Origin of the sequence: Pseudomonas sp. NLJ1 (genome assembly GCF_049486705.1) — a bacterium.
In the GTDB taxonomy this organism is placed as follows: domain Bacteria; phylum Pseudomonadota; class Gammaproteobacteria; order Pseudomonadales; family Pseudomonadaceae; genus Aquipseudomonas; species Aquipseudomonas inefficax.
In genome coordinates this window covers 5,198,936-5,222,646 of record NZ_CP137735.1, presented here as the reverse complement: position 1 = coordinate 5,222,646, position 23,711 = coordinate 5,198,936, and the positions used below count along the sequence as shown (strand labels likewise).

The 23,711-nt window shown below is 62.0% G+C and carries 26 protein-coding genes; 13 read left to right on the top strand and 13 right to left on the bottom strand.

The annotated features are described in order from the left end of the window. Positions 1-67 precede the first annotated feature (67 nt). Both dctA and R9B85_RS23545 read right to left on the bottom strand, forming a co-directional pair. Positions 68-1,381, bottom strand: a complete 1,314-nt coding sequence (gene dctA / locus R9B85_RS23550) for a C4-dicarboxylate transporter DctA (RefSeq protein WP_112253832.1) — start codon at positions 1,379-1,381, stop codon at positions 68-70. Between the two features lie 73 nt (positions 1,382-1,454). Continuing rightward, positions 1,455-2,534 (bottom strand): 4-oxalomesaconate tautomerase, encoded by a 1,080-nt coding sequence (locus R9B85_RS23545; RefSeq protein ID WP_252379303.1) that lies wholly within the window; start codon positions 2,532-2,534, stop codon positions 1,455-1,457. 147 nt (positions 2,535-2,681) lie between these two features. Between R9B85_RS23545 and R9B85_RS23540 the strand changes: the two genes are divergently transcribed. Then, positions 2,682-3,575, top strand: coding sequence for a LysR family transcriptional regulator (locus tag R9B85_RS23540; protein WP_085622438.1), 894 nt, complete (start codon positions 2,682-2,684; stop codon positions 3,573-3,575). Positions 3,576-3,635: 60 nt separating this feature from the next. Here the strand turns inward: R9B85_RS23540 and tcuB are convergent, their stop codons facing one another. The 3 genes from tcuB to R9B85_RS23525 form a co-directional block, all read right to left on the bottom strand. Beyond that, positions 3,636-4,817, bottom strand: coding sequence for a tricarballylate utilization 4Fe-4S protein TcuB (tcuB, locus tag R9B85_RS23535; protein ID WP_423770627.1), 1,182 nt, complete (start codon positions 4,815-4,817; stop codon positions 3,636-3,638). Continuing rightward, a complete protein-coding gene (tcuA, locus tag R9B85_RS23530; RefSeq protein ID WP_207878035.1) occupies positions 4,798-6,252 on the bottom strand; it encodes an FAD-dependent tricarballylate dehydrogenase TcuA in 1,455 nt (484 codons plus the stop codon). The genes tcuB and tcuA overlap by 20 nt, the downstream gene beginning before the upstream one ends. Positions 6,253-6,396: 144 nt before the next feature. Further along, positions 6,397-7,317 (bottom strand): LysR family transcriptional regulator, encoded by a 921-nt coding sequence (locus tag R9B85_RS23525; RefSeq protein ID WP_112253836.1) that lies wholly within the window; start codon positions 7,315-7,317, stop codon positions 6,397-6,399. Positions 7,318-7,524: 207 nt separating this feature from the next. Here R9B85_RS23525 and R9B85_RS23520 point away from each other — a divergent pair, with 207 nt between their 5' ends. Genes R9B85_RS23520 through arsJ form a run of 3 tightly spaced genes read left to right on the top strand, consistent with a single transcriptional unit; the run spans position 7,525 to position 10,173 of the window. Then, positions 7,525-7,881 (top strand): metalloregulator ArsR/SmtB family transcription factor, encoded by a 357-nt coding sequence (locus tag R9B85_RS23520; protein WP_112253837.1) that lies wholly within the window; start codon positions 7,525-7,527, stop codon positions 7,879-7,881. A 33-nt stretch (positions 7,882-7,914) separates the two neighbouring features. Then, a complete protein-coding gene (locus tag R9B85_RS23515; RefSeq protein WP_313854275.1) occupies positions 7,915-8,919 on the top strand; it encodes an ArsJ-associated glyceraldehyde-3-phosphate dehydrogenase in 1,005 nt (334 codons plus the stop codon). Between the two features lie 9 nt (positions 8,920-8,928). After that, a complete protein-coding gene (gene arsJ, locus R9B85_RS23510) occupies positions 8,929-10,173 on the top strand; it encodes an organoarsenical effux MFS transporter ArsJ (RefSeq protein WP_313854273.1) in 1,245 nt (414 codons plus the stop codon). A 232-nt stretch (positions 10,174-10,405) separates the two neighbouring features. On the opposite strand, the gene R9B85_RS23505 is transcribed toward arsJ, so the two are convergent. Beyond that, a complete protein-coding gene (locus R9B85_RS23505; RefSeq protein ID WP_313854270.1) occupies positions 10,406-10,891 on the bottom strand; it encodes a glycine zipper domain-containing protein in 486 nt (161 codons plus the stop codon). Positions 10,892-11,254: 363 nt separating this feature from the next. Then, on the bottom strand, positions 11,255-11,950 hold the full coding sequence (locus tag R9B85_RS23500) for a DUF2238 domain-containing protein (protein ID WP_423770626.1): 696 nt from the start codon (positions 11,948-11,950) through the stop codon (positions 11,255-11,257). 160 nt (positions 11,951-12,110) lie between these two features. On the opposite strand from R9B85_RS23500, the gene R9B85_RS23495 reads away from it, so the two are divergent. Further along, the gene (locus tag R9B85_RS23495; protein WP_112253841.1) at positions 12,111-13,331 is read left to right on the top strand and encodes a zinc-dependent alcohol dehydrogenase; all 1,221 of its coding nucleotides are present in this window, start codon (positions 12,111-12,113) and stop codon (positions 13,329-13,331) included. A 697-nt stretch (positions 13,332-14,028) separates the two neighbouring features. Here R9B85_RS23495 and R9B85_RS23490 read toward each other — a convergent pair. After that, the gene (locus R9B85_RS23490; protein ID WP_112253842.1) at positions 14,029-14,262 is read right to left on the bottom strand and encodes a PLDc N-terminal domain-containing protein; all 234 of its coding nucleotides are present in this window, start codon (positions 14,260-14,262) and stop codon (positions 14,029-14,031) included. A gap of 187 nt (positions 14,263-14,449) precedes the next feature. Between R9B85_RS23490 and R9B85_RS23485 the strand changes: the two genes are divergently transcribed. The 8 genes from R9B85_RS23485 (at position 14,450) to R9B85_RS23450 (ending at position 18,620) form a co-directional block, all read left to right on the top strand. Then, positions 14,450-14,953, top strand: a complete 504-nt coding sequence (locus R9B85_RS23485) for a CinA family protein (protein WP_112253843.1) — start codon at positions 14,450-14,452, stop codon at positions 14,951-14,953. A gap of 12 nt (positions 14,954-14,965) precedes the next feature. Then, the gene (locus R9B85_RS23480) at positions 14,966-15,472 is read left to right on the top strand and encodes a hypothetical protein (RefSeq protein WP_112253844.1); all 507 of its coding nucleotides are present in this window, start codon (positions 14,966-14,968) and stop codon (positions 15,470-15,472) included. Positions 15,473-15,481: 9 nt separating this feature from the next. Next, on the top strand, positions 15,482-15,925 hold the full coding sequence (locus tag R9B85_RS23475; RefSeq protein WP_112253845.1) for a DUF421 domain-containing protein: 444 nt from the start codon (positions 15,482-15,484) through the stop codon (positions 15,923-15,925). Between the two features lie 148 nt (positions 15,926-16,073). After that, entirely contained in the window at positions 16,074-16,538 is a 465-nt protein-coding gene (locus R9B85_RS23470; protein WP_112253846.1) for a hemerythrin domain-containing protein, read from the top strand. Further along, positions 16,538-16,783 (top strand): hypothetical protein, encoded by a 246-nt coding sequence (locus R9B85_RS23465; RefSeq protein ID WP_133973432.1) that lies wholly within the window; start codon positions 16,538-16,540, stop codon positions 16,781-16,783. The genes R9B85_RS23470 and R9B85_RS23465 overlap by 1 nt, the downstream gene beginning before the upstream one ends. Before the next feature lie 45 nt (positions 16,784-16,828). Then, positions 16,829-16,972, top strand: a complete 144-nt coding sequence (locus R9B85_RS23460; protein WP_181457403.1) for a hypothetical protein — start codon at positions 16,829-16,831, stop codon at positions 16,970-16,972. Positions 16,973-17,059: 87 nt separating this feature from the next. After that, complete coding sequence (locus R9B85_RS23455) at positions 17,060-18,169, top strand: mechanosensitive ion channel family protein (RefSeq protein WP_207878054.1); 1,110 nt, start codon at positions 17,060-17,062, stop codon at positions 18,167-18,169. Positions 18,170-18,191: 22 nt separating this feature from the next. Further along, on the top strand, positions 18,192-18,620 hold the full coding sequence (locus tag R9B85_RS23450; protein ID WP_423770625.1) for a hypothetical protein: 429 nt from the start codon (positions 18,192-18,194) through the stop codon (positions 18,618-18,620). A 44-nt stretch (positions 18,621-18,664) separates the two neighbouring features. Here the strand turns inward: R9B85_RS23450 and xth are convergent, their stop codons facing one another. The 5 genes from xth to R9B85_RS23425 all read right to left on the bottom strand — a co-directional run bounded on the left by xth (position 18,665) and on the right by R9B85_RS23425 (position 23,601). Beyond that, the gene (gene xth / locus R9B85_RS23445) at positions 18,665-19,459 is read right to left on the bottom strand and encodes an exodeoxyribonuclease III (protein ID WP_112253850.1); all 795 of its coding nucleotides are present in this window, start codon (positions 19,457-19,459) and stop codon (positions 18,665-18,667) included. Then, entirely contained in the window at positions 19,456-19,698 is a 243-nt protein-coding gene (locus tag R9B85_RS23440) for a hypothetical protein (protein ID WP_003257678.1), read from the bottom strand. The genes xth and R9B85_RS23440 overlap by 4 nt, the downstream gene beginning before the upstream one ends. Positions 19,699-19,861: 163 nt before the next feature. After that, on the bottom strand, positions 19,862-20,476 hold the full coding sequence (locus R9B85_RS23435; RefSeq protein WP_423771077.1) for a hypothetical protein: 615 nt from the start codon (positions 20,474-20,476) through the stop codon (positions 19,862-19,864). A 666-nt stretch (positions 20,477-21,142) separates the two neighbouring features. Next, positions 21,143-22,477 (bottom strand): MFS transporter, encoded by a 1,335-nt coding sequence (locus tag R9B85_RS23430; RefSeq protein WP_423770624.1) that lies wholly within the window; start codon positions 22,475-22,477, stop codon positions 21,143-21,145. A gap of 53 nt (positions 22,478-22,530) precedes the next feature. Then, the gene (locus R9B85_RS23425; RefSeq protein ID WP_423771076.1) at positions 22,531-23,601 is read right to left on the bottom strand and encodes a C45 family autoproteolytic acyltransferase/hydolase; all 1,071 of its coding nucleotides are present in this window, start codon (positions 23,599-23,601) and stop codon (positions 22,531-22,533) included. Between the last annotated feature and the right edge of the window lie 110 nt (positions 23,602-23,711).

Sequence of the window (23,711 nt, the reverse complement as noted above, 5' to 3'; positions counted from 1 at the left end):
ACCCCACTCGGCATCGCTGGGATGCTGAGTGGGATTCTAAGTCAACAATGGGTGTGGAAGAGGCTTTTCAGCCGTGATGACGAGGCTCGGCAGACCAGTCGGCCTGCGCACTATCCGCCTTGTCCGGTACAGCCGGAATGCCGTTCAGGCGGCGCAGCAAGGTTTCCCGTTCACAGGCATTCTCCGACAGCGAGATCACCACGGTGGCCACGGCGTTGCTGGCCAGGCTGGTCAGGGCACGCGCCTCGGACATGAAGCGATCGATGCCGATCAGCAAGGCAAGCCCTGCCAACGGGATGTCGTGAATGACAGTCAAGGTCGAGGCCAGCGCAACGAAGCCACTACCGGTCACACCCGCTGCGCCTTTTGACGACAACAGCATGATCGCCAGCATCGTCACCGTCTGACCCAGGCTCAGGTCGATGTTGCAGGCTTGAGCGATGAAGACCGCCGCCAACGACAGGTAGATGGCAGTACCGTCGAGGTTAAAGGAGTAACCGGTTGGCAGCACCAACCCGACCACACCTTTCTTGCAGCCCAGTTTCTCCAGTTTTTCCAGCATGCGTGGCAGCACGGGCTCGGTGGACGAGGTGCCGAGCACCACCAGAAACTCCTCGCGGAAGTAGCGCAGCAGCTTCCACAGGCTGAAGCCGTGGGCACGGCAGATACCACCGAGCACCACCAGGACGAAAAACGCACAGGCGATGTAGAGCGTACCGACCAGCTTGGCCAATGCTCCCAGGGACGTCACGCCGTACTGCCCGACGGTGAAGGCCAAGGCACCGAAGGCACCGACCGGGGCGAAGCGCATCAGGTAGCCGAAGATGCGAAACACCATGGTCGAGGCAGACTCCAGCACATCGAGTACCGGCTTGCCCTTCTCGCCCATCGACGACAGGGCAAAACCGCTGAGCACCGCGATGAACAGCACCGGCAATACTTCACCCTTGTTGAACGCCCCGATGAACGTGTCGGGAATGATATGCATGAAGAAGTCGACCACGCTCAGCTTCGCCGCAGACGCGGCGTACTGGCCGAGCCCCTCGGTGCTTAGCGTGGCCGGGTCGATGTTCATGCCGACACCAGGTCGGAACAGGTACACCGCTGCCAGGCCGATCATCAGGCTGATGACGGTCAATACCAGAAACAGCAGCAAGGTCTTGCTCATCAAACGCCCCAGGGAGCGCTTGTCGGTCATTCCGGCAATGCCGGTGACGATGGTGCAGAAGACCACCGGCGCAATCATCATCTTGATCAGCTTGATGAAAGCATCACCCAGCGGCTTGAGCGCAACGGCCTGTTGCGCCCAGAAGTGACCGACCACCACGCCCAGCAGGACGGCGCAGAGGATCTGGAAGTACAGCGATTTGGCGAGTCTCATGAGGCATCACCCATTGTTGAAATTGTGCGGATGCGCTTGTTGCGAATGTACAGGTCTGGACTAACGCCTGGGCCTACCCCGCCAACCTGCGGAATGTAGGGGCATAAACGAAGCCAGAGAACAGCCGCCGTGCAGTTCGCACCACCGAGGCCTGGATCGTCTTGCCATCGGCACCGCTGCGTGACAGCGCGACATCGATACCACCGCCGGGATGTTCCAGGCGCACCTCGGTCAGTTGCTCGGCGCCCTCACCCAGTAAATCGCCGATTACCGTACCTGGGCTGACGCAGGCAGTCGCCAACCCTATCGCTCCGGTGATGGCCAGGGCGCGGTGGCAGTTGTGCGGCATGAAGTAGCGAACCTGCAATGTGCCGTCATAGCGGGGCTTGGACACCAGCACAGGCTTGGGGATGACCATACCGCTGACATCACCCAGGCCCATGGCCTTGCCGGCCTTCAGGCGCAATGCCTCGAGGCGCTCGAGCAATCCGCCGTTGACATCGAGTTCGGCCGGGGTTTCCGAGCCGGTGACGCTCAGCTGGCTGGCCTCCACCACCATCATCGGCATGGCCATGTCGATGCAGGTAACCGTTACACCGTCGATCACATCCTTGGCCTTGCCAGTCGGGAACAGCTTGCCGGTCTTGCTGCCGACCGCATCGAGGAAGGTCAGGTGCACCGGGGCGGCAGTGCCCGGTACGCCATCGATCGCCGTGCGGCCTTCGTAGCGCACGATGCCGCCGGGGGTTTCCACCAGCGAATTGACGAAAGTGCCGGTGTTGAGGTTGCGGATACGCACCAGCGTCTTGCCGTCCTGGCCTTTGACAAGACCTTGCTCGATGGCGAACGGGCCAACGGCGCACAGCATGTTGCCGCAATTGGGTGCGGTATCGACCCGGCGCTGGGCGACCATGACTTGCACGAACAGGTAGTCGACGTCAGCGTCGGCATGCAGCGAAGGGCTGACAATCGCAACCTTGCTGGTCTGCGGGCTACCGCCACCGATGCCGTCGATTTCCAGTTCATGCCCGGAACCCATCAGGTTGATCAGCAATTCGTCGCGTTCGACCACATTGGCAGGAAGGTCCCATGCATGGAAAAACGGGCCCTTGGAGGTGCCACCGCGCATGAGTACGCAAGGAATTCGTTGCATGATTTCGCACTCTTGTTGATCAATGGACATCATTGATGCTGTGGACAAAAGATTGACAGGGATGGATAAATCAATCCAATGCAAATATCGTAGCTATTGTTCCGATTCAAGCATCAATACCGACCCAGGGCCGAAGAGCGATCCGAGATGGAATATGAGCTGCAAGACATACGATCTTTCGTGAAAATCGCCGAACTCGGCAGCTTCCACGAGGCTGCAGAAGCGTTGCACCTGTCGCAACCCGCCCTGAGCCGGCGGATTAAAAAGCTCGAGGAAGGGTTGGGCACTTCGCTGCTGGAACGCACTACCCGTCGCGTCAGCCTTACCAGCGTCGGGCGTGACTTCCTGCCCAAGGCCAGGCGCCTGCTGGATGACTTCGAAGACTCGATCCTGAGCATTCGCGAACTCGCAGAACGCCAGACCGGGCAGGTCACCCTCGCCTGCATCCCGACCGCGGCGTTCTATTTCCTGCCGTCGGTGATCCGCGACTACAACGAGCAATACCCGAAGATCCGCATCCGCCTGCTGGACCTCAGCGCCAACGACGGGCTCGAAGCCGTGCTGCGCGGTGAGGCCGATTTCGGCATCAACATGATGAGCGGCCAGCACCCGGACATCGAATTCGTCTCCCTGGTACAGGAACATTTCGTGCTGGCCTGCCGCAGGGACCACAAGCTGGCGAACCGCGACGCCGTGACCTGGACAGAACTGGCCGACTACCGCCTGATCGGCGTAGGCCGGTTGAGCGGCAACCGGATGTTGCTGGACCATGCGCTGTCCGGGCTCAACCTGCGGCCCAAGTGGTTTTATGAGGTTCAGCACCTGTCCACCTCGCTGGGCATGGTCGAAGCCGGGCTGGGCGTGTCGGCCATGCCCAGCCTGGCCATGCCCAACGCCGACCACCCGACGTTGGTCAGCGTGCCGCTGATCGAACCCCAGGTCACCCGCACCCTGGGGCTGGTCTATCGCAGAGGGGCGTCGCTGTCGCCAGCAGCGGAGAAGTTCGTGTCGATCCTGCTGGACAAGTGGCCCAACCGGTAAGCGAAACACCTTGCATCTCGCGCGTTGCGGCACAGAGGAAAAACCGGCTGCGTGCATGGTTCACTCCCCTCCCAGACCCAGCTCGTTGGGCCGGCGTTTCTCGATCGCGAACTTCAGCAGTGCCGCGCTGCGGAACAGGCCATGGGCAAACTTGCCATAGGGCAGCGTGATGAACAGCGCCATCACGGTGCCCAGATGGATCGCCAGCAGGATCGCCATCGCTGCGGTATCACGCAGGCCCAGCAACGCAAGGCCTGTGGCGCTGACCAGCAGCAGAAGCAGGATGAACGCCCGATCCATGGGCCGCTGGGCAACATCGCCCTGCTCCGGCGCCCTGCGCAGGTTCAGCGCCAACAGCCCGGCCGGCCCGACGATCAAGCCAATTCCGCCCAGGGTGCCGAGCAACACCGGTGCGCTAAACAGCGGGTACGGCGCCTGCTGGCCCAGCAGGTAGTGATACCCGGTGGCGACCACCGTGGCGGCAAAGCACAGCATGAAGCCGTAGAAGGTGAAGTGATGGAAGCGACGGCGCCAGAGCGTGTAGCGATCATCGGCATTGTTGCAACCTTGGCCATGCCCACCGTCCAGGTACTTCAGGCTCAACACCGCGCTCGATGCCTCGAACAGCGCCCCTTTGGCGGGTTGCGCCAGCGTCTCGGCAGGCGAGACCGAGCGCCAGAAGCGACGTACTGCCACCGCCAAGGCCAGAGCTGCAGCGGCAAACACGCTACCGAACATCAACGCGAGGGTGTTGTGCGGGAAAACCGCATAGAAATTACCCGCCAATCGCCCCGGCAGCAGCGTGCCGTTGACGAACAAGGTCAGCAGCAGGAACAGCGACAAGGCTACAGCCAATGCGGTGGCGACATAGGTGCCGTTGTGCCTGTACAGCCGCCCGAAGACGGCCGGCCAGGCGTACTCGGCGTAGGTCTGCCCGCGTACCTTGGCCATCGCCTGGGGCACGTTGACGGCGAATTCGTGGGGCTGTGCGTACTGACAGGCATGCAGGCAGGCGCCGCAGTTGTGGCACAGGTTGGCCAGGTAATGGATATCGGCCTTGCCGAACTCCAGGCTGCGGGTCATTGCCGGGAAAACTGCGCAGAAGCCTTCGCAGTAACGACAGGCGTTGCATATCCGCATTTGCCGGTCCACTTCCCGCTCCTCGACGTTCAACACCGGGATCAGTTCGAGGGCCGCCCCGGCGGCATCAGGCTGGCGTGGTTCAGGCAGTTGCGCAGTCATGGCGGTTCTCTTTTTCTGGATGTTGGTAACCCGCCGCCGCAGCGGCGCTGGTCCCGGCGATACGGCCGAAAGCGGTGCCGATGGACATGCCGACACCTGCGGTGTAGCCCTTGCCCAGTACATTGCCCGCCATCATCTCGCCAGCAACGAACAGGTTCGGGCTGGGACGCCCGTCGAAATGCACGGCGGCGGTTTCATCGGTGCGCAGCCCCAGATAGGTGAAAGTCACGCCAGGGCGCAGCGGGTAGCCGTAGTAGGGAGGCGTATCGATCGGGCGCGCCCAGTGGCTTTTCACCGGCTCCAGGCCAACGGTGTGGCAGTCGTCCAGCCGGGTGTGGTCGAACGTGCCCACCTGGCAGGCTCGGTTGTAGGCATGCACGGTTTCGAGGAACGCCTGTACAGGCAAACCGAGCAGGCCGGCCAACGCCTCCAGGCTATCGGCGCTGGCGCCCGGGAAAACCGGTGGCATGAAGCGCCCGAGGGCCTTCCGGTCGATGATCGAAAACCCCACCTGCCCAGGCTGATGCGCCACCAGGCGCCCCCAGATGGCATAGCGCTTGGGCCAGAAATCCTCGCCTTCATCGTAGAAGCGCTGGCCGTCGCGGTTGACTACCACGCCCAGCGACACACAATCGATGCGCGTGCAGATGCCGCCATCGTAAAGCGGTGCGCGGGCATCGATCGCCACCATATGTGCCTGGGTCGGGTCGCCAATCGTGTCGGCGCCCTGTTCGGTCATGCGGCGCAACAGCACACCGTCATTGAAACGCGTGCCACGGACAAGAAAGTTGTCCGAAGGCCACTCCCCTCGCTGGTTCTGCCCCCACGCCTCGCGCAACCATTGGCGGTTGGACTCGAAACCACCGGCGGCAAGCACACAGGTACGCGCCTCGATGCGCTCGGCTGGCAGGTGTCGCCCCTGAACTTCACGTGCCGGCACATGGGCCGCGACGAAGCGCCCGTCCTGTAGCTCGATGTCGGCTACCGGTGTGTCGTAGCGTATCTGTACGCCAAGGTTTTCGGCGCTGCGAAAGTAGGCATTGACCAGCGCCTTGCCGCCGCCCATGAAGAAGGCATTGGTCCGTGCGGTGTGCAGCGCACCCGACAATGAAGGCTGGAAATGCACGCCATGGCGGCGCATCCACCCGCGACAACGGGAGGATGCGCGAATCACCAGCCGCGCGAGCTTTTCGTCAGTCTGACCACCAGTGACCTTCAGCAGGTCCTGCCAGAACTCTTCTTCCGGGTACGCCTCGAGCAGTACGTCCTGGGGGCCATCATGCATGCACCGCAGGTTACGCGTGTGTTGTGAGTTGCCACCACGCCAGGCGCGGGGTGCGGCCTCGAGCAGCAGCACGCTGGCTCCGGCCTCTCGCGCCATCAGCGCGGCACAGAGGGCGGCATTGCCCCCTCCGATGACTAGCACATCGATCATTTCGCCTCCAGATCACGAAGAGCCGAATGTTCGGTGGCTCCTCGTGATCACGGACTTTAATGAGAGCCCGGAGGGTGCGAAACGCGATCGTCGGGGGGAGGCATTCAGTTTTTCTAAAGGGCTGGGGTGAACCCAGAGTCTGGGTCAAAGCAGCCGGGCCCCAGGCCATCGGCCCTGTTCCACCAGATCCCGAGCGACCTCCTGCAGTACGATCCGTGTCGCCAACGCGGCCGGCGAGAGCTCGTCATCGGTCAGGCTGACAATCACGTTGCGACGCTGCGCCTGAGCTTCATCGATGGCAAACACGCGCAGGCCCGCCTGATGCGCCCGGGCCACTGTCGCGCCGGGCTGGATGGTGGCGGCATGGCCCGCACACACGCAGTCCATCAATAATGACAAACCATCCACTTCCATGACGATGCTGGCCTCCAGCCCTGCCCGCTCGAAAATCGAGCGCAACGTCGTGCGCAGGCCATGTTGCGTGCTGGGCATCACCAAGGGGAGCGTCGCGATTTGCTGCAACGTGAGCGACTCGCCCCACTCTGCCTTGACCAGCGGGGCGGGAACCAGCACGAAAAGCCGCTCCGTCAGAAGCGTCCGGACATCCAGCCGCGGTCCCGTTTCTGCCTGGAACAGCACCGCCAGGTCAAGGTGCCTGGCATTGAGTTGGTTCATCAGATAACCGGACAGCATTTCCACCAGGTGCAGACGGATGTCCGGGTAGCGTTCGCGCATCCTGTCGATCAACGCCAGGCCAAGAATCGATGCAGTGGTCGGTGCCAGCCCCACGCTGGCATAGCCGCTCATGCGGCCACTTTGTGCCGCCAGCACGGCGTGTTCCGCCTGGCGAAGCGCCAGGCGCGCATGGTATTCGAAGGCCAGGCCCGCCGCCGTCGGCGAAACGCCGGTGCTCGAACGTGTCAAAAGCCGGGTACTCACCTCGCTCTCCAGCTTCGACAGTTGTTGGCTCAATGCCGAGGCGCCAACCCCTAGCTCGAGCGCAGCCCTGCCAAGACTGCCGTACTCCAGAACACTGAGGAAATAGCGAAGCTGACGTAACTCCATACAGATCTCTTTCAACGATGGGGCGGGCCTGGAGCATGTTAAACGTATTTGCACAGCCTGGATCGACAGAACGCTACCGTGCCTCATCAAGTTGACGGGGAACCTGTGGGAGCGGCCTTGTAATACATTCGAAAATACGTATATTCAGAAAAACATATATTCTGAATACCCCGCCATAGGCACCCGCTGCCCGCGCCGAGAACGCCCATGACTGACTCGCTGACCCCGACCCAGGTCTTCAAATGCCTCGCCGACGAGAACCGCATTCGGATGATGCTGCTGATCGCTCGCGAGGAAGAGCTGTGCGTCTGTGAACTGATCTGCGCCCTGGAAGAAAGCCAACCCAAGGTTTCCCGCCACCTCGCACAACTGCGCACCTGCGGCCTGCTGGAAGACCGCCGGCAGGGCCAATGGGTTTACTACCGCCTGCACCCAGAGCTGCCCGCCTGGGTACGCGATGTCCTGGTAACAACGCTGCAGGCCAATCGCGAATGGTTGAGCACCAGCGCCAAACGACTGGACACCATGGGTGACCGCCCTCAGCGCGTCGCTGCCTGCTGCTGACCACAGCCGAGAAATACACTTGAGAACGAGACCATGGCAATCAAAGTAGGCATCAATGGGTTTGGCCGTATCGGTCGCCTGGCGCTGCGGGCATCCTGGGGCTGGCCGGAATTCGAATTCGTCCAGATCAATGACCCGGCCGGCGACGCCCAGACCCACGCCCACCTGATCAATTTCGATTCGGTCCACGGCCGCTGGCAGCGTGAAGCCGGGGCAGAAGGCGACTCGGTGGTGATCGAGGGCAAGCGCATCAAGGTCACCGCGAACACGGCGATCGCCGACACCGATTGGTCGGGCTGCGACCTGGTCATCGAGGCCAGCGGCAAGATGAAGTCGGTAGCTGTGCTCCAGGCTTACCTGGACCAGGGTGTCAAACGCGTGGTGGTCTGCGCTCCGGTGAAAGAGCAAGGCGCGCTGAACGTGGTGATGGGCGTCAACCAGCACCTGTTCGACCCGGCGCAACACCGGATCGTCACCGCCGCTTCCTGCACCACCAATTGCCTGGCCCCGGTGGTGAAGGTGATACACGAGAACCTGGGCATCCGCCACGGCTCGATCACCACCATCCACGACCTGACCAATACCCAGAGCATTCTCGATACGCCGCACAAGGACCTGCGCCGCGCCCGTGCCTCGGGGATGAGCCTGATCCCCACCACCACAGGTTCGGCTACCGCAATCGCCGAGATCTTCCCTGAGCTGCGCGGCAAGCTGAATGGCCACGCCGTGCGTGTACCGCTGGCCAACGCCTCGCTGACCGATTGCGTGTTCGAGGTGGCGCGCGAGACCACGGCTGATGAGGTCAATGCGTTGCTGAAGGCGGCTGCCGACGGCCCGTTGAAGGGTATTCTGGGTTACGAAGAGCGACCACTGGTGTCCATCGACTACCGCACCGACCCGCGGTCCTCGATCATCGATGCGCTATCGACCTTGGTGGTCAATGGTACCCAGGTGAAAATCTACGCCTGGTACGACAACGAGTGGGGCTACGCCAACCGTGCAGCGGAACTGGCCCGAATGGTCGGCATGGCGAAGTAACCGGCAATCATGAAGGCGTTGTCAGCCCTGCCCGCACCAGTGCGTCAGTACCTGCTGGTTACCGGCAACTACTGGGCCTTTACCCTCACCGACGGTGCGTTGCGCATGTTGGTGGTACTGCACTTCCATTCGCTGGGCTACTCGCCGCTGCAGATCGCTGCGTTGTTCCTGTTCTACGAAGTGTTCGGCGTGATCACCAACCTGGTGGGTGGCTACCTCGGTGCCCGCCTGGGGCTCAACCGCACCATGAACATCGGCCTGGGCATGCAGGTGCTGGCCTTGCTGATGCTCACGGTGCCGGCAGCCTGGCTGACAGTACCCTGGATGATGACGGCCCAGGCGTTGTCCGGCATCGCCAAGGACCTGAACAAGATGAGCGCCAAGAGCTCCATCAAGCTTCTGGTGCCGGACAGCCAGCAAGGCACCCTGTACAAGTGGGTAGCCATTCTCACCGGTTCGAAAAACGCGCTCAAGGGTGTCGGTTTCTTCCTTGGCGGCGCCCTGCTCGCCCTGCTCGGCTTCACCCTGGCGGTGCTGGCCATGGCAGCGGTGTTGGCATTGATCTGGATCGGCAGCCTGTTGCTGCTGAAGAAGGACCTGGGCAAGGCCAAGGCCAAACCGAAGTTTCGCGACCTGCTGTCCAAGAGCCGAGCCATCAACATCCTCTCGGCCGCTCGGCTGTTTCTCTTTGGCGCCCGTGACGTCTGGTTCGTCGTGGCATTGCCGGTATACCTGAGCACGGCTTTTGGCTGGGACTTCTGGCTGGTCGGCGGTTTCCTGGCTACGTGGATTATCGGCTACGGCATCGTCCAGTCGCTTGCCCCCCGCATCACTGGCAAGAATCGCGGCCATATGCCCGACGGTCGCGCGGCCTTCATCTGGGCGATCGCCCTTGCCGGGCTGCCGGCGCTCATCGCCGTGGGCCTGTCGGCAGGCTGGTCGGCGCAGGTGGTGCTGCTCGGTGGGTTGATGCTGTTCGGTGTGCTGTTCGCGGTGAATTCTTCGCTGCACAGCTACCTGATCGTCAGCTATGCCAAGGAAGACGGGGTATCGCTGGATGTGGGCTTCTATTACATGTCCAACGCGCTAGGGCGGCTGGTCGGTACGCTGCTTTCCGGTTGGGTATTCCAGGCTTATGGGCTGGGAGCCTGCCTGTGGATCTCCACAGCGTTTGTTCTGCTGGCTGCGCTGATTTCTATCGCATTGCCAAAGCATGCTGCAGGGGTGCTTCAGGCTAGCGAAGAGAAAAGGTAAAGGGGTGATCCAGGATAGACACTTGGAGTAAATGGACCGTGCTGGAAGACATGAAAGAACTTCGTGATTCTCTTGCCCGCGAACCAGGCGCGGCAGGCCACAACAACCCTCTACCTCATGGCTGCGCTTTCGCGCATGGAACAAAGCCTTTGTGGGAGCGGCCTTGTGTCGCGAAAGGGCCGCAAAGCGGCCCCAAGCAGGGAAAGAAAACAGCGTAACCGCCTCGGCGGGGTCAGTCGTCGTGGCGGTGTTTGTTGCGCCAGCCGTAGTGATGACCACGGTCGTGGCGGTGACGACGCCAGCCCCGATCATCGTCATCGTCGTCATCATCACGATAACGATGCCCACTCTCGTCATCGTAGTCCCGGCCCATGTGGTTGCCCAAGGCACCGCCCACACCGCCACCGGCTGCCGCGCCGATCATGCTGCCAGTGGTGCCGCCCATCTTGCGACCCACCACGTTGCCGCCAGCTGCACCCAGTGCGCCGCCAATGGCCGCCTCGCCACGGCTGTGTTTGTTGGCGCCCACTGCGCTACCGGCTGCACCACCCAGGCCGGCGCCGATTGCCGAGCCGGTGCTGCCGCCGATCGACTGGCCGACTACCGAGCCCAATACTCCACCCAATGCGCCACCTATACCTGCTTCGGTATTGCCGCCTGCCGATGCAGCGCCGCTCAGCAGGCCAAGTGACAACAAGAGAATCGAGGAGTACTTCATATGTGAAAGCCTCAAAGGGATACGGCGGCGATCCTGAGGCTCTGGACAGGGGCTTACAATTGAAATCCGACGAATGACACGACCTGGAAAAATTCTCCAAGTTACTGTTTTCCCAGTGGAAACTTTAGCGTTTTTCGACGGTCACAGGCTGATTGCGAAAGGCCTTTCCAGCGATGGAAAAGGCCTTTTGAAGTTCTGATCGCGCTGGATACTACCTGCTGGTCTTGTAGGAGCGGCCTTGTGTCGCGAAAGGGCTGCGGAAGCAGCCCCAGCAACTCATGCGTCTGCGCCGAAACCCTGGGGCTGCTTCGCAGCCCTTTCGCGACACAAGGCCGCTCCTACACAGCGATAAGTCCTGCCCCGTCAGCCGTGCCTGTCCTTCAGACACACTACCCTACTGCCCCAAAGCTTGCGTAACCCAAACCACTGGATCAACAAGGTGGCAAGTGCGCCGAGCAAAGCCAGGGCCATGTCCTTTTGCGCATCCCAAGGGTCTTGCTGAGTCGCGAGAAAGGCTTGTGCCTGGTCATCGCCCAGGTATTGGCCGCCTATCCACTCCAGCAGTTCGTACAGCGCCGATGTCGCAAGCACCAACGAAACAGTGCACAACGCCAACCACACGCCTCGCAACAAGGCCTGGCGCTGGAGCAATTCCCTGATCGGCAAGACGAACAGAAGGCCGTAGCTCAGATGCACCAACCGATCGAACTGGTTGCGCTGCCAGCCCATCCAGGCATTCAGAGAGTGGCCGGTAAGCGCACGCAGCCAAGCGTCATAGGGCACCTTGGCATAGGTGAAATGCGCGCCTAGCTCATGGATCGCCAGCATCATCACGATTGCCAGGTAGGCATGCCACGAAAAGCGCCAATAGCGGCTGGTTGCGGCCAAGGTGAGCAGGAGCGCCAGCGGCAGAACGTTTTCGAGCCACCAATCTGCACGGTCAAGCGGCGCAACCCCCGAGGCAAGCACGATCAATGCGGCCGATGCGAGCAAGCCCGCAGCCTGCCTTGGCGTGGCCGACGGGGCAAAGTTTGCTTGCAGCGCTGGATGCTTGGTCATGGCTTTACGCTCGGCTTGGGCACGGTTGAGCCTGGCAGGGCAGCTAAAGTTTCCTTCGGCACTGAAACCTGCCACTGGATGATTCCACCTGAACTTTACCTCCCCCCCTGGCTTCCCCTGCATAGACCAGCCGGTCCCCCCCTCTGCAGGAGATGAACCCATGAGAGCATTGACATACCACGGAACCCAGGACGTCAGGGTCGACAATGTCCCCGACCCGCTCATCCAGGACGAGGACGACATCATCCTCCGGGTCACCGCCACCGCCATCTGCGGCTCCGACCTGCACCTCTACCACGGCAAGATTCCACAGACCGAGCCGGGTGATATCTTCGGCCACGAGTTCATGGGCATCGTCGAGGAAACCGGTCGCGGGGTCACCAATCTGCAGGTCGGTGACCGCGTGGTGATTCCTTTCGTGATCGCCTGCGGCAGCTGCTTCTTCTGCCAACTCGACCAGTTCGCTGCATGCGAAACCACCAACACCGGCCGTGGCGCAATAATCAACAAGAAAGCGATTCCGCCAGGTGCCGCCTTGTTCGGCTACAGCCATCTGTATGGCGGCGTGCCCGGCGGCCAGGCCGATTTCGTGCGGGTGCCCAAGGCCAACGTTGGCCCGTTCAAGGTGCCTACCGCCCTGCCGGACGACAAGGTGCTGTTCCTCTCGGATATCTTGCCCACTGCCTGGCAGGCCGTCACCAATGCCCAGGTCGGTCCAGGCTCGACAGTGGCCATCTATGGCGCCGGGCCGGTCGGCCTGCTGAGCGCAGCCTGCGCACGCATGCTGGGCGCCCAGACGATCTTCATGGTCGACGACAACGACTACCGCCTGGCGTATGCCCGCGACGCCTACGGTGTGGTGCCGATCAACTTCGAGCAGGATGACGACCCGGCTGACAGCATCATCCGCCTTACCCCCGGCATGCGCGGTGTGGATGCTGTCATCGATGCGGTCGGTTTCGAGGCCAAAGGCAGCACCACCGAAACGGTGCTCACCACACTGAAGATCGAGGGCAGCAGCGGCAAGGCTTTGCGCCAGAGCATCGCCGCGGTGCGCCGGGGCGGCGTGGTCAGCGTGCCTGGGGTCTATGCGGGATTTATCCACGCCTTCATGTTTGGCGATGCCTTCGACAAGGGGCTGACGTTCAAGATGGGCCAGACCCACGTGCAGAAGTTCCTTCCGGAACTGCTCGAGCATATCGAGGCCGGACGCCTGGAACCGGAACTCATCGTCACTCACCGCCTTGCCCTGGAAGAAGCGGCCCTGGGCTACAAGTTGTTCGACCAGAAGCAGGACGACTGCCGCAAGGTCATCCTGGTGCCGGGCGCTGCCGCTGGCACCTTGGGCGCTGACCATGCGTTCGGGGGAATCCAGCGCTGATCGATCCGGTAATCGGGTTTACCCGCAAAGCAGGCAACGCGGCTCGGGGCACCGGCTTCGCCGGTGTTCGCGGGCTTGCCCGCTCCCACAGAACTGCACATGACTCATCGAATCAGCAGGGACCCTGCGAGAGCAACTGCCTTGCTCAATTTCCAAACGCTGGCGCGATCCCTGTGGGAGCGGCTTCAGCCGCGAACACCGGCGCAGCCGGTGCCATGCACCGCGCTGGATTCTTCGCGGCTAAAGCCGCTCCCACAGGGTCCGCAGACCGCTTGCCAATTCACTTTTCCAAGCGACAGCGCAGCCCAAAGGGCTGGGTAATCTCACAGAACTGCAAATAACGCATTGAATAAGCAGGACCCCTGGGTAGCAACTGCCTTGCTCAATTTCCAAACGCTGGCGCGATCCCTGTGGGAGCGGCTTCAGCCGCGAACACCGGCGCAGCCGGTGCCATGCACCGCGTTGGATTCTTCGCGGCTAAAGCCGCTCCCACAGTGTACGCAGACCGCTTGCCAATTCAGTTCTTCACGCCGGCCCGTTTAACGCTTGTGTCGCGTTTCATCACGAGCTGTTTTCTGCGCAGTGGAATCATGCGACGTGCCAGTGGAGCCATCAGGACGTTGCGCATCATTGTCCCGTTCTTCTTCACCCTGGGGTCCGCTGCGAGGTGTCTGCGACTCTTTGCTCATCCCCCCTCCTAACCCTTGCTATGTTCAGGCGAAGACGGCCCGGTACCGCGCTTGATTCCACGCGGCCCAAGCACGCCCCAGATGGCCAGGCCGATAACGGGCAGCGCCAGCAGCAGCAGTGCCCACATCGCCTTGGTCACATCGCTCTTGTCACTGCGGAAAACACTGACGATGGCCCATACATCAAGCAACAGAATGATCGCTGCAACAGCGATCCAGAAATACGTCACTGGCTCGGTCATGACCGCTTCTCCTCTGCATGTTCCGGCAGCAGCGCGTGCTCCGCGCCACCTACCTCCTATCCAGAGGAAGCCAGCAGGTGGGGCAAAGTTCAGGAAGCTTTTCCCGCCATTGATGGGTGGCGCACAAGTAGTGAACCAATCCCGCAGGAAACACGTCCACCTCAAAACAACGCACGAGTGACCGACCATGGCAACCGACCCTGTTATCGAGGCCCTTGAATACCTCAAGGCCCACAAGCTGGTGCTGACCACTGCAGAATCCTGCACGGCCGGTGCCATGGTTGCGCTGCTGGCAGCCGTACCCGGGACCGGCGAGGTACTGGAAAGCGGCTACGTGGTGTACTCGCCAAGTGCCAAGAAACGCCTGCTCGGCGTCAACCCACAGACTATCGAACGCTATGGCCTGACCAGTGAGGCGGTAGCCTGGGAGATGGCGCTCGGCGCATTGAAAGACAGCGATGCCACCGTTGCCATCGCCAGCACGGGTGTCGCCGGGCCGCAGCCACAGGACGCCATCCCCCCGGGCACCGTGTGCTTTGCCTGGGCCTTTGCCGGCGAGCCCTTTGCCGTATTCACGCGCAGCCAGCGTTTTTTTGGCGAGCGCGCGGATGTAATCCGCCAGGGCGCGCTCTACGGGTTGTCGCACCTGGCCCATTACCACCAGCGCTGGCTGCGCGGTGAGCGCGCCTGAGGGGTCAAGACCATGGACGAAGAGGAGCTGGCTTCAAGGCACCACCCCGTCGAGGAAGACATGCGCATGCAGCAGCGGGTCTGGCGTTTCGAACGGCTGGGGTGGTATGCCCTGGTGCTGGTCGTGCTGCTGGCCCTGGCCGGGGTGTTCGGCAATGGTCCGCTCAGTGATGCCCAGGTCATGAGTGAAGACGGCCGCGTGCATGTGGAATATCAGCGCCTCAGCCGCAGCGGCACTACCGACAACCTGCGCATCACGGTGCGCGGCACTGCCGGTGAGCCTGTGATGTTGCTGCTCGGGGGCACCCTGCTACGCGAAGCCAGCATCGAAACGCTGCAGCCAGAGCCGCAAGTATCGCGTTCCCATGGCAGGTCGCTTCTGCTCCAGCTCGGCACCAGCAAAGAGGGTATCGCCACGCTCTACCTGACCCTGCGCAGCGAATACGTCGGCACTCTGGAAGGTGTTGTCAGCGCCGGCCCGGACAGCGCAGTGCATTTCTCGACCTTTCTCTACCCCTAGGAGCGCGACATGGACTCCATTCTTCGTGCGACAGGCATGTACATCGCGCTGATGCTGCTGTTTCGCGTGGCCGGCAGACGCTCGCTGGCAGACCTCACCACCTTCGACTTTGTCCTGCTGCTGATCATCGGCGAAGCAACCCAGCAGGCATTGCTCGGCGAGGACTTTTCGTTCACCAACGCCATGCTGGTGATCGCCACGCTGATCGTCCTGGATGTCGGCCTGTCGCTGGCCAAGCTCAACTCCAGGCGTCTTGCCCGGCTGGTCGACGGCCATGCGACGCTGGTCGTGGAGCAGGGGCGCTTTCTCCACCACCGCATGCGGCGGGCACGGTTGACCGAAGACGACATCCTCGAATCCGCCCGGGACAGCCAGGGTATCGAAAGCGTCGGGCAGATCAAGTTCGCCATCGTCGAGCGCAACGGCAAGATTTCGATCATCCCTCAGGAATGACCCTGCGTGGCCGGTGCAACCTGCTTGGGTCCTTGTGGGGCCGATCTTTCGCGACACCGGTACGTTGATCATCCGCTTTGAACCTTGACGCGCGCGTCCTACTCCATCGAAGGCAACCGTGATTTTTCCGTCCCTGAAGAGGCGCAGCATGAACGCTATCGAACTGTTGATCCAGGACCATGAGCTGGTGAAGAAGCTGCTGGAGGAACTTTCCTCCACCACTGAGCGCGCGGTGAAGAAGCGCGCCGAGTTGCTCGAACGCATCAAGCAGGAAGTGAGCATCCACACCGCTCTGGAAGAGGAAATCCTGTACCCGGCCATCAAGCAGGCCGGCGGCAAGGAAGAAGCGAAGATGTATTACGAAGCCAAGGAGGAGCACCGTACCGTCGACTCGCTGGTGCTGCCGGACCTGCTGCAAACCGACACCGGCACCGTCGAGTTCGCGGGGCGGGTCAAGGTGATGAAGGAACTGCTGGAACACCATATCGAGGAAGAGGAAAGCGAGCTGTTCCCGACCGCCCGCAAACTGCTGGGCAAGCAGCAGCTGGATGAGCTCGGCCAGGCCATGGAAGCGCAGAAGAAACTGCTCAAGGGCGAACAGCGTGCCGCGTGATGGAGGCCTGGATCGACTTTCTTGAATGGCCCGCCATGGCCCTGACGGTACTTGCCGCCTGGTGCATCGGCTCACGGCGCCCAGGCCGGCGCAAGCTGGGTTTCTGCTGTTTCATTGGCAGCAACGTGCTGTGGGCCGTGTGGGGGTGGCAGGCGCAAGCCTGGGCGCTGATCCTCCTGCAGGTTTGCCTGTGCGCCATGAACCTGCGGGGCTGGAAGAAAAACACTGCAGCGGAGTCGGGCTGAACGCCCGGCATCATGCCTGAACGCCAGACAGCGAGGAACCAGACCATGATCGACCCCAACCACCCCGACCCTTACCTGGACGACATACCGCACAACCCAGGCGAGCCTGTGCCCGAGCAGGAAAAGGAGCAGGAAGCACCCGACTGGCCCGAAGGCCAGGTGCCGCCAGAAGAGCAGTCCGACGGCTGAGGCTCGCCTGCGCAGTGGCGTTGCCTGCCTTGCCGGCAATGCCGCTTTCCCAGTCACCCAATCCTTGCGCAAGGAGGCACGTGTCTCATGAGTGATCGCATCATCGCGTTGTTCACCGATACCACACTGTTCGGAGTTTCCGTTCTCAATTTGTTGCTGGCACTGACGGTAGCCCTGCTGACATTCCTCGTGGCTCGAGCGGCCATCAGTTTCATGCTGCGTCGGGTCAAACGCTGGTCCGAGCATGACGGCGCGCTCAGCCAGGTACTGGCCAAGGTGCTTGCCGGTACCAGCAATTTTCTGCTGTTCCTTGCCTCGCTGCTGGTAGGCCTGAGCATGCTCGACCTGCCCGAGCGCTGGCTGACCCGGGTCGGTAGCCTGTGGTTCGTGGTCGCGGCATTGCAGATCGGGTTGTGGGCCAACCGCGCCATCGGCCTGGGCCTGAACCGCTATTTCGCCCGGCACCGCACCGACGGATTGAACCAGGGCAGCGCGCTGGCCACGCTGTCGGCATGGGGCGCGCGGGTGCTGTTGTGGTCAGTGGTGCTGCTGGCGATGCTCTCCAACCTGGGCGTGAACATCACCGCCTTCGTCGCCAGCCTGGGCGTAGGCGGCATCGCTGTTGCGCTGGCCGTGCAGAACATCCTCGGCGACCTGTTCGCCTCGTTATCCATCGCCGTGGACAAGCCGTTCGAGGTGGGCGACTTCATCGTCATCGGCCCGCTGGCCGGTACGGTTGAACATGTGGGGCTGAAGACCACGCGCATCCGCAGCCTGGGCGGCGAGCAGATCGTCATGGCCAATGCCAGCATGATCAGCAGCACCATCCAGAACTACAAGCGCCTGCAGGAACGACGGATCGTGTTCGAGTTCGGCCTGTCCTACGACACGCCAACCGAAGCAGTGAAGAAAGCGCCCGCCATCGTCGAGGAAGCGATCAAGGCGCAGCAGCAGGTGCGCTTCGACCGCGCGCACCTGCGCGGCTTCGGCAAAGAGGCGCTGGAATTCGAGTGCGTGTATATCGTCAAGGACCCCGGCTACAACCTGTACATGGACATCCAGCAAGCGATCAATTTCCACTTGCTCGAGCGCTTCTCGAAGGTCGGTGCCAAATTTGCCGTACCGGTACGGGCGATCAAGGTCACGGCCTTGCCAGAGGAATCAAAGCGCGGGCCTCAAAGTATTCACGTGGGATAGCCCCCGTGCATGTCAGCGCTCCATGCATTCCGTCGATTTCACGGCACGGCCGTGGGCAATGCTGGCCGAACGAAAGGTAACCAATACGCAAAGGAGTATCGCCATGAAGATGATGATGCCTCACTCGTTACTGCTCGCGCTGTGCCTGGGGGCCAGTGCACCTGTGGTGCTGGCCGCCACCGACCTGAACGATCAGCGTGCCCCTGGCACGCAGCCGCATGACAGCGGGCATATGAACGGCCAAGGCGGGGCAACAGGCTCCGGTACACCTGCGGACGCCATGGGGTCGGGCTCTGGCGGAACCGATAACAATGATACCGACAAGACTGGAGGCGATGGCACCACCGACCAATCGGGTAGTGACCGCAGTGGCTCGGAACGCGGCAGCGGGACGGGTAGCGGAACCGGAGGCTCTGGTGGTTCGGGCTCCAGCGGTGGCTCCGGTAGTTGAAGGCGGTCGCCCACCCTGCCACGGTGCAGGTTTCTCTAAATGCCCTACGGCTTGCGACGCGTGCCCAACTCGATCCACACCGGCGCATGGTCGCTGGCCTTGGGTTCGTTACGCACCCAGGCATCGACGCCAGCCCGCTTCAGGTAAGGCGCCAGTTCGGGGTTGAGCAACAGGTGGTCGATACGTAAACCGGCGTTGCGTGCCCAGTGGTTGCGGAAATAATCCCAGAAGGTGTAGATGCGTTCGTCCGGATATAGATGGCGAAGGGCATCGACCCAGCCTTGCCGCAGCAGTTTCTGGTAACACGCGCGTGATTCGGGCTGCAGCAGTGCATCCTTCATCCAGGAGCGCGTGTCGTAGATGTCCATATCGGTGGGCACCACATTGAAATCGCCCGCCAGCACCACGGGATGGCCACTGCCATGCAGCCCTTTCGCATGCTCGATCAGGCTCTCGAACCAGCGGAGCTTGTAATCGAATTTCGGCCCCGGTTGCGGGTTGCCGTTCGGCAGATACAGGCAGGCCACCACTATCCCCTGCACTGCGGCTTCAAGGTAGCGGCTCTGGTTGTCATCCTCCATGCCAGGCAGGCCACGCCGTACTTCCAGTGGTTCGCTGCCTCGCGACAGAATGGCCACGCCGTTCCACGAAGGCTGCCCTTGGTAGAGGCTGCCATAGCCCGCCGCTTCGAGTGCCTGACGAGGGAACTGCTGATCAGCCGCCTTGAGCTCCTGCAGGCAGGCGATGTCGGGCCTTTCCCGCTCCAGCCAGGCCAGCAGTGCCGGCAGCCGGCTACGAATGCCGTTGATGTTGAACGTGGCAATCTTCAGCGCTTTCATGCGTCGGGGTCGCTGACATGGGCCTGCACGGCATCTTCCAGAGCGCGCACATGGGCGTCATCGGCCAAGGCCTTGAGTGCCAGCCAGTCGTCCCAATCGATGGCGCCATCGTCACGCAGGGCCTCGGCGGTACGCAGCAGTTCATGGTGGTAGGCATCCGGCGACTCACGGCGGTAACTGATATCGTCGTACTGGGCGTACCAGGCCTCGAGTTCGGGGATGCTGCGTTCAATGCTCATGATGGAGCCCTCACGGTGTCCTTTGCATTAAGAGCCCCACCATTGAGCGACGTTCAAATTCAACGCCACGGCCTGTCGCGCCGCCCAGATGCTGCGCATGAAACGAGCTCGCCGCGAACCAGGTTGCCCGGTTCGCGGCGTAATCGAAGCGTTACTCAGGCAGTCAGACAGGAATGCCTGCCAGCCGCCAGACAGGCGCTGGAACCGGTTCGGCCTGGCTGCGGCTGCGGGCCCACTGGGTCAGGGCAGCCATCATGGCAAAGCCGAGCAGGATCAGTACCGGATAGGCCAGCAGCAACTCGGTCAAGGAGTATTTCCAGGCCAGTGGCCGACCGACGCCCAGCATCGCCGCATACAGCCAGGACACACCCGACAGTGCGCCGGAGAACAGCGCGAACATCCGCACGCCAAAGTTAAGGTCGAGCAAGTTGCCCGCTTTGAGCAGGGCAGGCAATACATAGCGATGCAACAACATGCCGTTGAAGGTCAGCAACATGACAATAATGACCTTCGCTTGAAGTTTCGGATTGGCAAAATAGTTCATACCTTTATCAAGGTAGTCAATTCCAATCACTGCGGCACCGGTGAGCCACAGGAAGATCAGGGCATTGGCCACGGATTTCTGCAAGCTCGTCATATGCTTGCTGTCATGCCCGGCCTGTTTATGACCTTTTAACAAGTTCCTGACCATCTCGGCGTCACTGGCGAATACCAGGCCGATGGCAATGCAACAGGCCAGTAAATGAACGTAAATCACCGACAACCGCACCAGCTCCATGGATTCTTTCTGCCCGAACAGGCTAATAATTGTATTAATCTCCACGACGTTTTCTCCACGTAATGCGTTAGCACTAGATGACCCTGCAATAGGCGTGCGAACGATTTAATCGCAGCGGCAAAGTCAAATTCGAATCGTTAAATGAAAAAGCAGATAGTTATTCAATACACACGGTGGCTCACCCGAAGAGCCTCGGTTTGGCATGGCATTGCTCCAGTATTCAGGAAAAAAAAAGCCCCATGAGCATCCCTGCGATGCCGATGAGGTTGAACGTCCATATGTTCTGGGGAAAGGCGCGAGGTGCAATCACATTGAAGGCACCTGCTGGCAAATAGGAGTCAGCGTCACCCAAATCGTTCATTTCTCGAGTAAAACGACCGACAGGCGGCACACTAAAAGAAGTTAGTTAGTTTGCTAAGTTATTGTAATTTGACCGAATGGAAAGTTTTACCAGGCAACTGGATCCAAACTTCGCAAGTGACTTTGAATGCTCTATTTCGCCGTTTTGCAGTACTCGTTTTTGCCAGTGGCGGTGGCTGAAGTGCCATCAGCCAGGCCAGGGCCAGCCCCAGTCCGATCGCCACGCACTGTCAGCCCCCGTCTGTCGCCTTCAGCCTGCCAGCACCCTCAATTTGCCCTGGGTGATGGCAGGCTGTGCAAATACCCTCAAGGATTGCCCACAGCCACAGACGCCACGTGCCCCGGCGCTTCCTCATCGATCTGCGCCATGCTCAACCGCGCTGTCTCGCGCAGCATGAGCGAACATACCGCCACCAGTGCCAGGGCCCCCGCGCCATACAGCGCCACGCCCAGCGGGTCATGGTCGGTGAGGATAAGGATGGCCGTGGCAATGCTCGATGCAGTGCCGCCGCCCAGCGCGGCGCCGATCTGGTAGCTGGCCGAGATGCCCGAGTAACGCATGCTGCGCGGGAACTGCTCGCCGAGGAAGGCCGGGATAGGCCCTTGGGTCGCCCCCATCAGCAGGCCGGTCAGGCTGTAGGCGCACAGGGCGACGGCGAAGCTCTTCATGCCCACCAGGGAAAAGAACACGAACAGCCCCAGGGCCATGGCCACTGCGCCGAAGGCCATTACCGTACGCCGCCCCAAACGGTCCGACAGGTAACCGAAAAACGGCGCCGACAGCACGATGGCGACCGACAGCGCCAGGTCGAACATCAACGCGTCGGTACTGCCAAAGCCCACCTGCGTGGCGTAAGTCAGGAAAAAGGTGCTGCCGATATAGGCGATGGTGCAGTAACCGAAGGCGATCCCGGTGCACAGCAGCAGCTGCCGCGGACGTTGGCGCAAGGCCGCGGCCAACGGCGCAGGTACGGGCTTGGTCAAGGGCGCGGTGACCGCTGCCGGTGCCTTCAGGCGCGCGTACAGGCCGATCAGCACCAAGGTGCCGCCCAGCCAGAACGGGATGCGCCAGGCGAAATCGACCAGGTTGTCGTCGAAGGCCGCACTGACGATGGCGAACACTCCAGCCCCGAGGATGCCACCCACACCGATCCCCATGCTTGTGAAACTACCCCACAGCCCGCGCCGCCCTGGTGGCGCAGACTCGATGCCGAACAGCGCGGCGCCACCCCACTCCCCGCCTGCCGCAAAGCCCTGGACCAGGCGCAGCAGCACCAGCAGGACCGGCGCAGCCACGCCGACGCTGGCATGGCCGGGCAGGCAGCCGATGAGGAAGGTACTCAGGCCCATCAGCAGCAAGGTGGCGACCAGCACCTTCTGCCGGCCGATGCGGTCACCGAAGTGGCCGAATACCAGGCCACCCAACGGTCGGGCAAGAAAGCCCGCACCGAAAGCGCTGAAGGCCACCAGCGTTGCGGTCAGGTGGTCCATCTGCGGGAAGAACACCTGGGGAAACACCAGTGCGGCGGCGGTGCCGTAGATGATGAAGTCATAGAATTCCAGCGCCGTCCCCAGGCCGGAGACGCAGAAGGTTCGCAGGGCGGAGCGGGATGACGCAGGGCGGGAATGTTGCGCATGCATTGTTGTTGTTCTCGTTCAGCGGTGCCGCCTTGGGCTGGCGGCACCGGGTTGGCTCAGAAGGTGTCGAAGCCGGCCTTGGCCAGTTGCACAGGCGTGCCGGCCACGTACCGCAGGGCACAGCGTTCGGTGTCGATGCCGACGCTGAGCAAGGTTTCCCAGCGCTCGGTATCAGGCATGGCCATGTCCGGGTGGAAGCAGATCGGCGCCCTGTCGCCCTCGGCGCCACACATGGCCTGGGCCCGGGCACGCAGGTCAGCGCTGGCCATCTGGCCGACCACCTGCTCAAGGTGGCCCAGGCGGCATTGGGTATCGGCGCGGTCGGCGACCTGCTCGCCCAGGCTCAGTTGTGGGTCAAGGAAGTGGTTGGTGTGCAGCAGCCAGCCGTCTTCTCGTGGCAGGACCAACGCTGTGCGCGCGGGGCTCAGTTCGATGCTGGCCGCGCGTGGGCTGCTGTCCTGGCGGGAGAACACTGTCAGCACGGTAGAGGCACTGACCCGCGCCGACCGGGCAAGCTCGATGGCCTCCTCGACACTGCTGGCTTCCTCCAGCAGACGCCGGGCGATGGCGTGCACCGGCACACCACCACTGGCGTTGTCACTGGCGTGGTGGAGGATATTGAAGTGCAGGCCGAGGCCCGCGCTGTTCACACCAAGCTTTGCAAGCATGCCGAACTCGCAGAACAGCTTGACGTTCATGCCGCGCTCGGTGTGCAGCGCCAGCATCAGGCCATGGGGGCACAGGCTGTCATGCCAATCCCAGGTCTGCAGGGTCTGCGGCGCACGTGCGCCACGGGGTGCATGCACGGTGGTCGAGCATTCGCTGTGGCGGGTTCGGGCCGCCAGCACTTCGGTGCGGGCGTTCAGACTCGCCAGTTGCCACAACGGCAGTTCGGCACCGCTGGCCATGCCGACCACTTCAGCGGCCAGGCCCGGGCTCCAGGCCTCCAGGGCGGCCAAGCTGTTTTCGCCGATGCGCTGCGCCTCACTCAAGGGCACGCCTACCCGCGGAAAAAAGTCCAGATACAGTGCAGTGGTGGTACGGATCTGCTCGGCGAAGCGCGTACCTGTCTGGTGGCCTCGCTCGAGGGGGTTGCGGATGTCGCTGACATGGGTGTGGATCTTCAAGGCGGGGAACTCCTGGTACAGGCCGGGGTGGTCAGGCAAGTACCGCTAGCCTAGCGAGGCCCCCCCAGTCGATCATCGCCACAACCCGCACAACTTTTGTGCCCCGATGG

Coding starts and splice junctions, on each gene's coding strand:
- R9B85_RS23455 (WP_207878054.1), top strand. CDS start 17,060: ATGAGTGATCGCATCATCGCGTTGTTCACCGATACCACACTGTTCGGA.
- R9B85_RS23430 (WP_423770624.1), bottom strand. CDS start 22,477: ATGCATGCGCAACATTCCCGCCCTGCGTCATCCCGCTCCGCCCTGCGA.
- R9B85_RS23440 (WP_003257678.1), bottom strand. CDS start 19,698: ATGAGCATTGAACGCAGCATCCCCGAACTCGAGGCCTGGTACGCCCAG.
- arsJ (WP_313854273.1), top strand. CDS start 8,929: ATGAAGGCGTTGTCAGCCCTGCCCGCACCAGTGCGTCAGTACCTGCTG.
- R9B85_RS23490 (WP_112253842.1), bottom strand. CDS start 14,262: ATGACCGAGCCAGTGACGTATTTCTGGATCGCTGTTGCAGCGATCATT.
- dctA (WP_112253832.1), bottom strand. CDS start 1,381: ATGAGACTCGCCAAATCGCTGTACTTCCAGATCCTCTGCGCCGTCCTG.
- R9B85_RS23485 (WP_112253843.1), top strand. CDS start 14,450: ATGGCAACCGACCCTGTTATCGAGGCCCTTGAATACCTCAAGGCCCAC.
- R9B85_RS23545 (WP_252379303.1), bottom strand. CDS start 2,534: ATGCAACGAATTCCTTGCGTACTCATGCGCGGTGGCACCTCCAAGGGC.
- R9B85_RS23435 (WP_423771077.1), bottom strand. CDS start 20,476: ATGGAGCTGGTGCGGTTGTCGGTGATTTACGTTCATTTACTGGCCTGT.
- R9B85_RS23495 (WP_112253841.1), top strand. CDS start 12,111: ATGAGAGCATTGACATACCACGGAACCCAGGACGTCAGGGTCGACAAT.
- R9B85_RS23515 (WP_313854275.1), top strand. CDS start 7,915: ATGGCAATCAAAGTAGGCATCAATGGGTTTGGCCGTATCGGTCGCCTG.
- tcuB (WP_423770627.1), bottom strand. CDS start 4,817: ATGACTGCGCAACTGCCTGAACCACGCCAGCCTGATGCCGCCGGGGCG.
- R9B85_RS23525 (WP_112253836.1), bottom strand. CDS start 7,317: ATGGAGTTACGTCAGCTTCGCTATTTCCTCAGTGTTCTGGAGTACGGC.
- R9B85_RS23475 (WP_112253845.1), top strand. CDS start 15,482: ATGGACTCCATTCTTCGTGCGACAGGCATGTACATCGCGCTGATGCTG.
- tcuA (WP_207878035.1), bottom strand. CDS start 6,252: ATGATCGATGTGCTAGTCATCGGAGGGGGCAATGCCGCCCTCTGTGCC.
- R9B85_RS23505 (WP_313854270.1), bottom strand. CDS start 10,891: ATGAAGTACTCCTCGATTCTCTTGTTGTCACTTGGCCTGCTGAGCGGC.
- R9B85_RS23460 (WP_181457403.1), top strand. CDS start 16,829: ATGATCGACCCCAACCACCCCGACCCTTACCTGGACGACATACCGCAC.
- xth (WP_112253850.1), bottom strand. CDS start 19,459: ATGAAAGCGCTGAAGATTGCCACGTTCAACATCAACGGCATTCGTAGC.
- R9B85_RS23450 (WP_423770625.1), top strand. CDS start 18,192: ATGCATTCCGTCGATTTCACGGCACGGCCGTGGGCAATGCTGGCCGAA.
- R9B85_RS23520 (WP_112253837.1), top strand. CDS start 7,525: ATGACTGACTCGCTGACCCCGACCCAGGTCTTCAAATGCCTCGCCGAC.
- R9B85_RS23465 (WP_133973432.1), top strand. CDS start 16,538: ATGGAGGCCTGGATCGACTTTCTTGAATGGCCCGCCATGGCCCTGACG.
- R9B85_RS23540 (WP_085622438.1), top strand. CDS start 2,682: ATGGAATATGAGCTGCAAGACATACGATCTTTCGTGAAAATCGCCGAA.
- R9B85_RS23500 (WP_423770626.1), bottom strand. CDS start 11,950: ATGACCAAGCATCCAGCGCTGCAAGCAAACTTTGCCCCGTCGGCCACG.
- R9B85_RS23480 (WP_112253844.1), top strand. CDS start 14,966: ATGGACGAAGAGGAGCTGGCTTCAAGGCACCACCCCGTCGAGGAAGAC.
- R9B85_RS23470 (WP_112253846.1), top strand. CDS start 16,074: ATGAACGCTATCGAACTGTTGATCCAGGACCATGAGCTGGTGAAGAAG.